The 13,135-nt window shown below is 42.3% G+C and carries 10 protein-coding genes; 7 read left to right on the forward strand and 3 right to left on the reverse strand.

Annotated features, from left to right (window positions below; translation table 11 throughout):
• Positions 1 to 16: 16 nt before the first annotated feature.
• The 3 genes from uvrA to tenA all read right to left on the reverse strand — a co-directional run bounded on the left by uvrA (position 17) and on the right by tenA (position 4,079).
• Positions 17 to 2,848 (reverse strand): excinuclease ABC subunit UvrA, encoded by a 2,832-nt coding sequence (gene uvrA / locus NI461_RS05860; RefSeq protein WP_253156822.1) that lies wholly within the window; start codon positions 2,846 to 2,848, stop codon positions 17 to 19.
• Between the two features lie 241 nt (positions 2,849 to 3,089).
• Positions 3,090 to 3,323, reverse strand: a complete 234-nt coding sequence (locus NI461_RS05865; RefSeq protein ID WP_253156824.1) for a hypothetical protein — start codon at positions 3,321 to 3,323, stop codon at positions 3,090 to 3,092.
• Between the two features lie 78 nt (positions 3,324 to 3,401).
• The gene (gene tenA, locus NI461_RS05870; RefSeq protein WP_151206879.1) at positions 3,402 to 4,079 is read right to left on the reverse strand and encodes a thiaminase II; all 678 of its coding nucleotides are present in this window, start codon (positions 4,077 to 4,079) and stop codon (positions 3,402 to 3,404) included.
• Between the two features lie 221 nt (positions 4,080 to 4,300).
• On the opposite strand from tenA, the gene NI461_RS05875 reads away from it, so the two are divergent.
• The 7 genes from NI461_RS05875 to NI461_RS05905 all read left to right on the forward strand — a co-directional run bounded on the left by NI461_RS05875 (position 4,301) and on the right by NI461_RS05905 (position 12,994).
• Positions 4,301 to 5,389 (forward strand): DUF475 domain-containing protein, encoded by a 1,089-nt coding sequence (locus tag NI461_RS05875; RefSeq protein ID WP_151205081.1) that lies wholly within the window; start codon positions 4,301 to 4,303, stop codon positions 5,387 to 5,389.
• A gap of 151 nt (positions 5,390 to 5,540) precedes the next feature.
• Positions 5,541 to 6,905, forward strand: a complete 1,365-nt coding sequence (locus tag NI461_RS05880; RefSeq protein ID WP_253156826.1) for an MFS transporter — start codon at positions 5,541 to 5,543, stop codon at positions 6,903 to 6,905.
• 48 nt (positions 6,906 to 6,953) lie between these two features.
• Positions 6,954 to 7,526 carry a single-stranded DNA-binding protein gene (gene ssb / locus NI461_RS05885; protein WP_253156828.1) on the forward strand — a complete coding sequence of 191 codons (573 nt, stop codon included), beginning with the start codon at positions 6,954 to 6,956 and terminating at the stop codon, positions 7,524 to 7,526.
• Between the two features lie 155 nt (positions 7,527 to 7,681).
• The gene (locus tag NI461_RS05890; RefSeq protein WP_174660429.1) at positions 7,682 to 8,908 is read left to right on the forward strand and encodes a site-specific integrase; all 1,227 of its coding nucleotides are present in this window, start codon (positions 7,682 to 7,684) and stop codon (positions 8,906 to 8,908) included.
• Positions 8,901 to 10,457, forward strand: a complete 1,557-nt coding sequence (locus tag NI461_RS05895) for a site-specific integrase (protein WP_174660428.1) — start codon at positions 8,901 to 8,903, stop codon at positions 10,455 to 10,457. The genes NI461_RS05890 and NI461_RS05895 overlap by 8 nt, the downstream gene beginning before the upstream one ends.
• Positions 10,450 to 12,573, forward strand: coding sequence for an integrase (locus NI461_RS05900; RefSeq protein ID WP_174660427.1), 2,124 nt, complete (start codon positions 10,450 to 10,452; stop codon positions 12,571 to 12,573). Before NI461_RS05895 ends, NI461_RS05900 begins: the two co-directional genes overlap by 8 nt.
• Position 12,574: 1 nt before the next feature.
• Positions 12,575 to 12,994, forward strand: coding sequence for a hypothetical protein (locus NI461_RS05905; protein WP_253156830.1), 420 nt, complete (start codon positions 12,575 to 12,577; stop codon positions 12,992 to 12,994).
• Positions 12,995 to 13,135: the final 141 nt, after the last annotated feature.

The following is a 13,135-nucleotide window of genomic DNA, read 5'->3' on the forward strand; positions in this document are numbered from 1 at the left end:
ATGAGCCCTTTCTAAATCACTTTAACAACGGCTTCAAGAATTTACCCGTATGTGAAGCTTTGACTTTCACGACCTGTTCAGGCGTACCTTCCGCGACAATCATACCGCCACCCGAGCCGCCTTCAGGACCTAAGTCCACGACCCAGTCGGCAGTTTTAATCACGTCCAGATTATGTTCAATTACCACGATGGTATTGCCCTTGTCGCGTAGCTGATGCAGGATGTCCAGCAGCTTGGCAATATCATGAAAATGCAGACCCGTAGTAGGCTCATCCAGAATATACAGGGTTTTACCGGTATCGCGTTTGGCCAGCTCCCGCGCCAGTTTCACCCGTTGCGCTTCACCACCAGAAAGAGTGGTCGCAGACTGACCCAGACGGATATAACCCAATCCCACCTGATGCAAGGTTTCCAGACGACGGTGAATCACCGGAATGGCATCGAAGAAATGCATGGCATCTTCGACGGTCATTTCCAGCACATCTGAGATGTTTTTTCCCTTATAGTTCACTTCCAGCGTTTCACGGTTATAACGCTTGCCTTGACAGGCATCACAGGGCACATACATATCTGGCAGGAAGTGCATTGCTACCTTGATCATCCCGTCTCCTTCACAGGCTTCACAGCGTCCACCTTTCACGTTAAACGAGAAACGACCCGCCGTATAACCACGACCTTTGGCTTCCTGTGTTTGTGAAAACAGTTCACGAATCGGCGTGAACAGGCCGGTATAAGTTGCTGGGTTTGAACGTGGTGTACGGCCAATCGGACTCTGGTCAATATCCACCACTTTGTCCAGATACTGCAGGCCATCAATTGAATCAAACTTTTCAGCAGTCAGCGTGGTCGCACCATTGAGCTGGGTCGCTGCCAAAGGCAGAAGGGTTCGATTGATCAGGGTCGATTTACCTGAACCGGATACCCCGGTGATACAGGTCATGATACCCAACGGAAGGGTCAGATCGACTTTCTTTAGGTTGTGCCCGGCGGCGCCCATCAATTTGATCTGTTCTTCCGGCTTAGGGGGCTGGATGCGTTTTTTTGGCACCTCGATTTTCAGTTTGCCAGACAGATATTTTCCAGTCAGGGAATCTTCGTGTTCTGCCAGTTCCTGATAGGTTCCTTCCGCAATGATATATCCGCCATGTACCCCGGCACCCGGGCCAATATCAATAATATGGTCAGCGGCGCGGATTGCATCTTCATCATGTTCAACCACCAGTACGGTATTGCCCAGATCGCGCAAACGGATCAGGGTTTGTAACAGGCGGTCATTGTCACGCTGATGCAGACCAATTGATGGCTCATCCAGGACATACATGACACCCATCAGGCCGGCACCGATTTGGGAAGCCAGACGGATACGCTGTGCTTCACCACCCGACAGGGTTTCGGCAGAACGTGACAGACTAAGATAATTCAGGCCGACGGACACCAGAAAGTGCAGACGTTCACGAATTTCCTTGAAAATCTTGTCCGCGATTTCACCACGGGCACCTTCCAGATTCAGGCTCTGATAATAACTTTCGGCATCACCAATCGACATGCGGGTAATGTCAGCAATGGTCTTGTCCAGAATTTTCACATTACGCGAAATTTCATTTAGACGTGAACCATCACAGGCATCACAGGCAGCATTGGATAAATACTGCGCCAGATCATCGCGCACATAATTGCTTTCTGTTTCACGGTAACGGCGTTCTAGGTGGGGCAAAATCCCTTCAAAAGGCATCACCCGGTTATGACGACGGCCGCGTTCATCAATATAGCTCAGGTCAATTTTTTCCTTGCCGCTTCCATACAGGAATTTCTTTCGGGTGTTGGCATCCAGCTCTTCCCAAGGAGTATCCAGAGAAAAGCCAAAATGCTCGGCGACTTTTTGCAGCATGCCATAATAATAAGGACGCTGACGGTCCCAGCCGCGGATCGCGCCTTGACTGATGCTGACCTCTGCATTCGGAATCAGTTTCTCCGCACTGAAATGGCTGCGTGTCCCCAGACCGTCACAGACCGGGCAAGCACCAAAAGGGTTGTTAAAGGAGAATAGACGCGGTTCCAGTTCGGCCACTGCGCGTTCACATTCTGGACAGGAGTGCTTGGCAGAAAATATCCGATCCTCATGCTCATCTTTCATCCAGGATAGAATCGCGATATCTCCACCCAGACGTAAGGCAGTTTCAAAACTTTCGGCAATACGGTTGCCCAGGTCATCACGTACCTTAAAGCGGTCAACCACCACTTCGATACTATGTTTTTTCTTTTTATCCAGCTCGGGTGGTGGATCAATTTCCATGATCTCGCCATCGACACGGGCCCGGACAAAGCCCTGGCTTTGCAGTTGTTCAAACAGGGCGGTGTATTCGCCCTTACGTTCACGCACCACAGGCGCTAATAATAACAGTGCAGTACCTTCTTCCAGTTCCTTAACCGCATCGACCATTTCACTGACCGTTTGCGCGACCATCGGCAGATCATGTTCAGGACAATAGGGTGTACCGACACGCGCATAGAGCAGACGTAAATAGTCATAAATTTCGGTAATTGTTCCGACCGTTGAACGTGGGTTGTGGCTGGTGGATTTCTGTTCAATGGCAATGGCGGGACTTAGGCCTTCAATTGAGTCGACTTCCGGCTTTTCCATTTGGGAGAGGAACTGGCGCGCATACGCAGACAGGGATTCTACATAACGGCGCTGGCCTTCGGCATAGAGCGTATCAAAAGCCAGTGAGGACTTGCCTGAACCCGACAGTCCCGTAATCACCACAAACTTGTCGCGTGGGATATCAAGGCTCACATTTTTCAGGTTGTGGGTACGTGCACCTCGAATACGGATGTGGCTTTGGCTCATGCAATGATCCTAGAATATTCATCAAAAACCTTTATATGATACCGAATGAAAAATGTTCAAGTGCAAATAAAAGTATTTTAAACGTCAAGTTATGTCGGATATTAGTCACGTGCCCTGTATAAAGACTGGTGCCTAATTGTGGTTAATTTTCACTCATTGCTCGCTTGGCAGGCTAGGGTAGCGAGGCGAATCTGATCTTTTCAAAGCATATATCATGCGGAATATCATGAAGCATTTGGGCTTAGACGTTGAGTTGATTTTTCAGAAACTGAGTATAGTCTTCTTCAAAAAATCCAGAGCAAACAGACCATTGCAGCAAAGACCCAGCAAGTGAAACGAAACTAAAAAAATTATCAAAACCAAGACCTGCGAGTATCAGAAGAGGAAGTTTTTTGCGGTGATTGAGAGGCTTAACAGCAGAGGAAATATGGAGATAAAGAAAAACTGTAAGTGAGGGAGAACGTCCATTATGCACATTTCATCGCTTGATGAATAAAAATGCCAGTCAATGGTTCACTGACTGGCATTTTGGATGGATTTTAGAAACGAAAATTTAGTTCACGTCATCCAGACCTGGCCATTGGCGCTGTTCAAAGGCACTCTCCCAGAACAGCCATTCCAAACGGGCCGCATCGGTATAAGCCTGATGCATTTTCTCCAGTGTATCGGCATCCACCCGCTCGGCAATACGGTCAATAGTGCTAATTACATTACGCACTGCGGTATGGAATTCTTCACCGGCATAGGTATCAATCCAGGCCTGGTAAGGGTTATTCGGGGCGGCATTATCAATAATGTCCTTGCCCACTTCTGCATAAATCCAGAAACACGGCAGCAGGGAAGCCACCACCACCGGATAGCTTTCTGCCCAGGCCACCGCCTGTAAATAAGAAGTGTAATGATGGCAAGCCAGTGTCAGCGGGGTATTTTCAAACTGCGCCTTGCTAATACCAAAATCCTGCATAAAGCCATCATGCAGGCTGCGTTCGACCACAATGGCAATTTTAGCCGCCTCACTAAACTGGATAACGTCATCGGCTTCAAACGCTTTTGCCGCACAGACAGCCAAGGCACGGCCATAAGCCAGCAGATAATGCGCATCCTGAATCACATAATGACTAAAAGCCTCACGGCTGAGTGTTCCCTGTGCCAGTTGCTGGTTAAACGGCAGGGCCAGTGTCTTTTGGTAGAGCGCAAGATTACGTTGCCAAACCTGTTGTGAAAAACTCATGCTGAAATCCTTAGCAGTTTAAGTTAAGCCATGCAGCACTATAGCAAAGAACCGGCTGTTTAAAAGACCAGGGAGGCTGCCTTGAGAAAATAATACAAAAGACCACAGGAAGTGCTTTGGTTTGGGCCACAAAAGTTTCATAATTGGCACAGTTTATTGTGTCCGTATTGCAGTTCTACTGAAAAAATACGTCTTATTTACTTGATTCAAGGTCGATATGTATGTTGAAACATTTTGGTTTCTCAATCGCATTCTCGATCGTGTGTCTTGGTTTGTCTGCTTATTGGGGTTATACCCATGGTCCGGAAGCGGGCTTGCAAACCATGCTCACAGCGCTTGCCATCACCGCTATCTTAGCGATTATGGAAGTGTCGTTATCTTTCGATAACGCGGTTGTCAATGCCTCAGTCCTACGGGGATGGGATCCATTCTGGAAAATGCTATTCCTGACTATAGGGATTTTGATTGCCGTATTTGGTATGCGTTTAATCTTCCCGGTGGCCATTGTCGCGGTAACTGCGGAAATGGGCTTTATGGAAGTGGTACGGCTGGCCCTGAATAATCCTGCAGAATACTCGGCGCGTTTGATGGCCCATCATCCGGAGATTGCTGCTTTTGGTGGCGCTTTCCTGTTGATGGTGTTTTTGAACTTCTTCTTGGATGAAGAGAAAGACACGCACTGGTTCAGAATGCTGGAACGCCGTCTTGCCAACTTGGCTAGTGTTCCGGCCATGTCGGTCTTTATTGCCCTGGTGGTGCTGTTAATTATGGCTGGCAATGTGGTGGAAGACAAACGCTTGGCAGTGACCATGGCGGGAATCTGGGGCATCGTGATTTATATTGGGGTGCAGGTCCTCAGTCATTTACTGGGCGGTGAGCCGGAAATTGATGAACAGGGCAATGCCATTCGTCATGATGAAAATGGCGTACCGACGGGTGTGGTCAAAGCCGGTATTGGTGGTTTCCTGTATCTTGAAGTGCTGGATGCCTCTTTCAGTTTTGATGGGGTGATCGGAGCCTTTGCCATCACCTCTGATGTGGTCATTATTATGCTGGGTCTGGCGATTGGTGCGATTTTCGTCCGTTCAATGACCATTTATCTGGTAGAAAAAGGCACACTGGATGCCTATATCTATCTGGAGCATGGCGCGCATTATGCAATTGGTGCTCTGGCCTTTATCATGATTGCCAGCGGAACCGGTTTGCATGTTCCTGAAATTGTGACTGGCCTGATTGGGGTGGCCTTTATTGTCTGGGCTGTTATTGCCTCTATCCAATATAAGAAAAAAGAAAGTGCCCTGCATCAATAAGGGATTCTGATCTTGAAAAGCGTGGCTCCGGCTGCGCTTTTTGTTTTTCAGCCCCTGCTGATTTTTATTTCAAATAAAAATCATGCCTTACTGGGGATGGAATGTCCTATAATCTGTGCACCAAGATTAATTCGCTGAATCGCCTGAATTTATGATGAATGCTTTAGAACGTCGCTCGACCTTTGCCCTGAGCAGTATTTTTGCGCTGCGCATGCTGGGGTTGTTTATGATTATTCCTGTATTTTCAGTAGCAGGGCAGTCATATGAATATGCTACGCCTGCGCTTATCGGTCTGGCGGTTGGTATTTATGGCCTGACTCAGGCGTTGCTGCAAATACCATTTAGCCTGATCGCTGACCGTTATAGCCGTAAACCCCTGGTGGTTCTGGGCCTGTTGCTTTTTGCCCTGGGCGGTGCGGTTGCCGCCATGTCCGACACCATTTATGGAGTCATCATTGGACGTGCAATTGCAGGTGGCGGCGCAGTCTCGGCTGTGGTCATGGCCTTGCTGGCCGATGTGACCCGTGAAGAAAACCGTATGAAAGCAATGGCGGTAATGGGCATGAGTATCGGCCTGTCTTTTGTGGTCGCGTTTAGCTTGGGGCCTTGGCTGACCGGACTGGTCGGTATCTCTGGCCTGTTTTGGGTCACGACCATTATGGGACTGGCGGCAATCGCCATGCTGTTGATGGTACCTAAAGTCAGCCGTCATCATAAAAACTTCCAGCAGGGGTATTTGACCCAGCTAAAACAGGTGCTGAAAATGGGCGACCTGAACCGTCTGCATATTTCAGTTTTCACCCTGCATTTATTGCTCACTGCGATGTTTATCTATGTACCTTCGCAGCTGATTGAGTTTGGCGGTTTACCGTTGTCGAGTCATGGTTGGGTCTATCTACCTTTACTCTTGATCAGCCTGTTTTTTGCGTTTCCAAGTATTGTACTCGCAGAGAAATACCGTCAGATGCGCGGTATTTTCCTGACGGCAATTGGCGGCATTATTTTGGGCCTGTTGATCCTGATTTTCGGTTTTGAATCCAAATATATATTGCTGGCCGGACTGGGCCTGTTCTTTATTGCCTTTAATGTGATGGAAGCTTTGTTGCCGTCCTGGTTGTCCAAGGTGGCCCCGATTCAATCCAAGGCCACCGCAATGGGCGTCAATGCCAGTAGCCAGTTTTTGGGTGCATTTTTTGGTGGCGTGATTGGTGGTCAATTATTGCTTTTGAACAATACGTTACTGGGTTGGAGTATCTTATCGGCAATTGCTATAATTTGGCTATTGATGAGTTTTGGATTGGCACAACCTCGTTATCTTTCCTCACTGGTCCTTCGTTTGCCGGAGACCCGACAAACAGACGAATGGACTTCTCAGCTTTTGGCAATTCGTGGTATTGAAGAGGTTGTGGTGATGTCTGAACAGCAAGTGGCCTTTGTCAAGGTCGACAAACAGCAGGTTAATGAAGTCTCGCGACAACAATTAACGCACTTGTTAGGTAAAGAGGTAGCCATTTAAACATAACTCTTATAAAGTAAAATAGATACAAATAGGAATACAGATCTCATGCGTGGTGTAAATAAGGTTATTTTGGTTGGTACTTTAGGTCGAGATCCTGAAACAAAAACTTTCCCCAATGGGGGCTCCCTTACACAGTTTTCGATAGCAACCAGCGACTCGTGGACAGATAAAAATACCGGTGAGCGTAAAGAGCAAACAGAATGGCACCGTATTGTGCTGCACAACCGTTTAGGTGAAATTGCACAACAATACCTGCGCAAAGGTTCTAAAGTGTATATCGAAGGTTCATTGCGTACCCGTCAATGGACCGACCAGAATGGTCAGGAACGCTATACAACAGAAATCCGTGGCGAACAAATGCAGATGCTGGATTCGGCACGTCCACAAGGTGAACAGGGCGACAATGGTTTTAACCAGCCGCGTTTTAACAATAATCAGGGCGGTTATGGCAATAATAACCCGCAAGGTGGCTATGGTTCAGCGCCACAGCAAGCTGGTTTCAATAACAACCAGGGTGGGGGTTATGGCAACAATAACCCGGGCGGCTTTACACCCAAAGCACAGCCGGCGCCAACTCCGGCACCTGCGGCCGATCTAGATGATGATTTACCATTTTGACACCTACTAGAGACCATGTTTTGTAAAGTTTATAAAATTATTCTTTATTAGTAGTTAGTTACAAAAGAAATTTACAGATACTAGAAATGGTTCTGTAAATTTTTTTACTTATGATTTATGATATTTAATACTTAGATATTTTGTTAAATAAAGCCATGATGTTTGTTAAAAGATTTGTAATGAGTGGTGGTGAGAGATTCGCTGTTCTTTTGAATAGTGATGGTGTTCCTATGACTTATCCAAATTTATATACGATCATTCATTTAAGAAATCGTGGTCAATCAATCAATACTATTACAGCTATTCTAGAAGATATTAAGTTGCTGTTTCAGTTATTGGATAAGTTAGGAATTGATTTGGAACAAAGGATTAAAAATAAAGATTTTTTAAAATTAGATGAAATCGAAGCTTTAGTAAATTTAACCAGTTTCAATCGTAGCCGATTAAGCGGGACAGCTTCAAAAAAAAAGATCATAAGTTTTCCAAAAAGTAATAACAAAGAGCGAGCTAGAGCAAAATTGGTTGTTACTCAGGACTATGTATCCAAACAATTGATATATCGGCGGTTAACTAATTTTGCCGAATATATTGGGTGGTTTGAGACGCATCTTCATTCATCTGCAATAACAAGTACAAAGCAGTTTTTAAAATCTCGTAGACCTCGTAAGTCCATGGATATTCAGGCTGAATACAAATCTTTTGATACTGATCAACTAAATAAAATTTTAAAGGCAGTTGATCCTGATAATCAGAACCGTATTTGGACTTCAGATTACATTACTTATAGAAATGAGCTGATTACCTATTTGTTTTTATATCTTGGGTGTCGTAAAGGTGAATTATTAAATTTAAAAATTACAGATATAACACCCTCTCAAGGTGGTACGTCGTATCTTACTATTAAGCGTAATCCTCATGATGGAAGTGATTCTAGGCTATATCAACCGTTGGTTAAAACTAGAAGTCGATCAATTGCAGTCAATCAAAACTTAAAGAAAAAATTAGAAACTTACATTTTAAATTATAGATCAGCCATACCGCATGCAGAGCTAACAGACTTTTTGATTTTATCAAATAAAGGTAAACCTTTATCAATAAAAGCTCTAGATAAAATCTTTTCAGAAATTTCTGAAGTCGTTTTATTCAATGTGCATGCACATGCATTTAGGCATACATGGAATGATAAATATACAGATAAAGTTCAGACTTTAATTAAATCTGGAAAAATAACAGAAGACCAGGCTGAGAGAGATCGTGCGTATCTGATGGGGTGGATACCTAACTCACAAAGTGCAAGAAGATATTCAAGACGTGCAGAGAATAAGCGTGCCGTAGAGGTTGGCTTAAGTATCCAAGAAAAATTTGAGGATGAGAATGAATAAATCAATTCGAATCGATAGTTTAGATAAGTCGCAAAATACTTTTACCTCATTCAAAGGTTATGAGTTTAGTATCGATGATCAGAAATGGGTATTAGATATCAATAAAACTATAGATATCTCTCGTATACGAAATTTTGAGTTTTCTGTCCAATCTGATGTAGTCATGACTTTGGTTCATTTTGCTAAGTATAGTTCAAGTTCACATACAGCAAACATGTGCGAATATATTGGTAAATATTTTGATATTACAGGAGAGGATCATTTTTCAATTAAAGGTCTTTTAAATTATAAAAATTTTTATTCGGCAAAAAAAGATGAATACAAAGTAGCTATGCTACGAGTCTTTTTGAAGAAACTATATGATTTGGGTTATTCCTCAGTAGATGATGAAGTTTACGATCTAATGGATTCATGGAGATTGAGTGGCAATGAAAAAGGAGCAGCAGTCCTTTCCCTTGATCCAGATGAAGGTCCATTTAGCCCATTTGAATTTCAAACAATTATCACTAGAACCAATGAATATTTAGCAGAAAATAAGATTTCCTATTATGAGGCTGCTCTAATTCGTGTTTTTTGTGCGACTGGTAGACGACCAATTCAAATTGCTGGGTTAAAAGTAAAAGACTTATACGAGACCGATAAGTATAAGTTTAAGGATGAAAAAAAAGTTCATGTACTCAATATTCCAAAAGCTAAAATAAGAGGTGCTAGTGGATTTCGTTATGCTTTTCGTGAAGTAGGAATTCGTGAAAGTATCGTACAAATATTGTTTGAGCATACTCGAATTTTAAAGCAGAAATTAAGTAAAGAAATAAAACGAGAGCTATCTGAACAAGAGTTTGCAGAGCTACCGCTATTTTATGATTTTGAGAAATTGGTTAATTTGGATTGGGAAAATCGGCATGAAATTTCAGAAATTTTGCCAAAAGAAATTATTCATTTGCCTACGGTTCAATTAACTCAAAAGTTAAAAGATGCGGTAAGAAAGCTTGGTGTTCGTTCAAGGGAAACAGGTGATCCAATATTTGTTAATGCTTATAGATTTCGCTATACGCTTGGAACAAATGCAGCTAGGCAGAAAGCGGGTGTGAATGTGATTGCAAAGTTGTTAGATCATCATGATACGCAAAATGCTCACTGTTATGTGCAGAGTGTGCCCGAAATTGCACAGCAACTATCATCTATAATGGACGATAGTTTACGCAAATATGCAGATGCTTTTCAGGGGAAAGTTGTAAGAGATGAGATTGAAGCCCAATCACAAATTAAAGACGCGAATAGAATTTCTTCTGTAGAACAAGATTGTGACGTTGGTTCATGTGGTACAAATCAATACTGCAATGATTATGCACCAATCGCATGTTATCTATGTAGCAAGTTTATGCCTTGGGCAAATGCACCTCATTATTTGGTTCTAGAGCAATTAATTAAAGAGCGAGATGATCTAATTGCGATGGGTTGTAGCCTTGAAGTCGCTGCCGTGAATGACCGTACAATTATTGCCGTTCAGCAAGTTATGGATGCTTGTAAGGAGTTCAACCATGGATAATTTAATATATTTTCCATCTGACAAAATCCAATCTCCTTACTCCGAAATTAAGCAGTTTATTGATTTTGTTAAACAATTATCTGAATTAAATGAAGATATTAAATTTGATGAGAATTATTGGAAAGGCGAAGTAAACTTTGTCAAAACAGGTATTTCATCCAAAGATAGATCACCTGAAAATCTTTTGCATCATTCAATTCTAGAATTTGCCAAAGCCTATGTTAAGTATCAAAGAATTAACAGTAAGTTAAAAACTCAAGATACGATTCTTTCAATTCGGGCCATAGAACAAATATGCTTAGACCGATATGGTGAAGTTGATTTAACTAAATTGATTATTGCTGATTTTGACTTAGCTGCTGAAAATGCAAAGGAAAACTATAAAGCAAGTTCTGCTTATCATGTGGGTAGACAGCTAAAGATTCTTTTAGACTTTCTTCGCCAATTAAAAATATTAGCTTTACCAGATTGGAAAAGTCCAATTAAAAAGCCTTCTGAAAAATCAATTGTGTTAGATGCAGAGTCAGAGGAACATCGAGCTTCTAAACTTCCTGATGAGGATGCTATTTTTGCTCTAGCTGATATTTTCTCTCGAAAGGATTCAGAGTTGTCAGGTAGAGATATTTTTGTCACCAGTGCTGTGAGTTTGCTTCTAGCTGCTCCAGAACGAGCATCAGAGCTATTTTTCTTAAAGCATAATTGTATCCATGAGGAAGAAGTCCAAACGGTTTCTAAGAGCAGTTTAGGGCTTGTGGCAGATGGTTCTAATATTGAGAAAGTATTAGGTATCAGGTGGTATGCACAGAAAAATTATGGGTATGACATTAAATTCATTCCGAGTGTCATGATTCCAACGGTCAAACGGGCTATTAAACGTTTGATTAAGATGTCAGAAAAGTCTAGACATTTAGCATATTTGCTTGAGACAAGTGATAAATTTCCGAGACATGAGCTTTGTCCCAAAGTGCCTGATGATCAGTTATTAAAACGTAGTGAAGTGTTGTTGGCAATGGGGTTTGATGTGTCGCAATATGATGACAGTCAAGCAAATAAAAGTGCAAAACAGTTTTTAAAAACTCGTGATATTCCTATTGGCGATTATGAAGTCTGCCTGAACGATTTAAATATCATATTGCGAAATAGACTGCCAGATGGCTTTCCTTACGTACCTTTTAAAACAGGTAATGGCGTACAGGTTAAATGGTCTGAAGCTTTATTTTGTTGTTTTGCAAACCAATTTGACAAGGTTAAACCAACTATTTTGTCAGAATTATGGATGCCTCATATTGATACTATAAATGAAGACTTATCTCCTACCAAAAAAAAGAAAAAAGGAAGTGATGAGTTAACAAATGTTCAATCCATTTTCCAACGATGGGGATATGGTGACTACAGTGTGTCTACCCATCAATTTAGGCATCTTCTCAATACGATAGCAAATACCAATGGAATGGATAGCATGTTACTCGCTAAATGGTCAGGGCGAGCTGATATGAAGCAAAATCGAGTATATGACCACACTTCGGTTGAAGATCGTAATTTTGGCTTAATTGAGATGCAGAAAAATGAGGTTGGTACAGTAAATACTGATAGTACATTTACATTTCAGATCGCTACACCTCGAACTCTACAAGAGCTAAATACCAAAACAACATTGTCTATGCACACTACCGAGTTTGGACTTTGTACACATTCTTATATTGATGAACCCTGCCTAAAGTATAGAAATTGTCTTAATTGTACGGAACATGTCTGTATTAAGGGGGATGAAGAAAAGAAAAAACGGCTTCAAGATCGACTTAGAAAAGAAAAAATCTTATGGGCAAAGGATAAGGAAGCTGTTAGTAAAAATGTTACTGGTGCAACGGTCTGGTTGGGGACTAGAGAGCTTACGATTAAACGTTGTGAACAGTTAATTGCCCTACTAGATGATTCAAACATTCTTGATGGAACGCCTTTAAGTTTGCCGCCTTCGGAAGATGTTACACATCTTGATTTAGCGTATCAAAAAGCAGGTCGTAAACGTATCCCCGTTATTGAGAATACTCAACGGAAAAAGATAGAGGATGAACCACATTTGCTCAGTCCTGCATTGCAAATGGATTTATGGATTTGATATGGCACAGCATTTAACTGACAAAGACATTGAAAATATTGTCGAGCTTCTTGATTATTGGTCTTTAGATGAGAAATTAACATGGGAGCGGCTCTGTAAGGCTATTGAATTACAGTTAGAACTTGTACCTGCACCAACTCGTCAAACATTGCAGAAATACGCTCGTATTAAGAATGCTTATGACCAAAGTAAAAAGCCATCTAAGGCTTTGAATATAAATACTAATAAGACGAATAAACTACCTGCTAGTCTGAAAATTGCTCAAACTAAAATTGAGGCTTTGGAGGCTAAGAATGCAAGATTGGAAAAAGAAAATGCTATGTTGTTGGAACAGTTTGTGGTGTGGCAATACAATGCCCATAAGTATGGGCTCAGCATTGATAAATTGAATGAGCCAATGAGCAAAAAAAGTTCGGATTGATCAACAATCGAAGAGCTAAATGAGTTCTTAGTTCAGAAGCAATAGTAAAGTGTATTAGTTCAGACTTGATCGTACATTCTTCTTGAAAAAGAGAAAGTTACCCGTTTTGATAAAGGTGTCGAAATCTTAATCAAACAAAGG

Origin of the sequence: Acinetobacter sp. S4400-12, from assembly GCF_024129495.1 — a bacterium.
Lineage (GTDB): Bacteria > Pseudomonadota > Gammaproteobacteria > Pseudomonadales > Moraxellaceae > Acinetobacter > Acinetobacter lwoffii_C.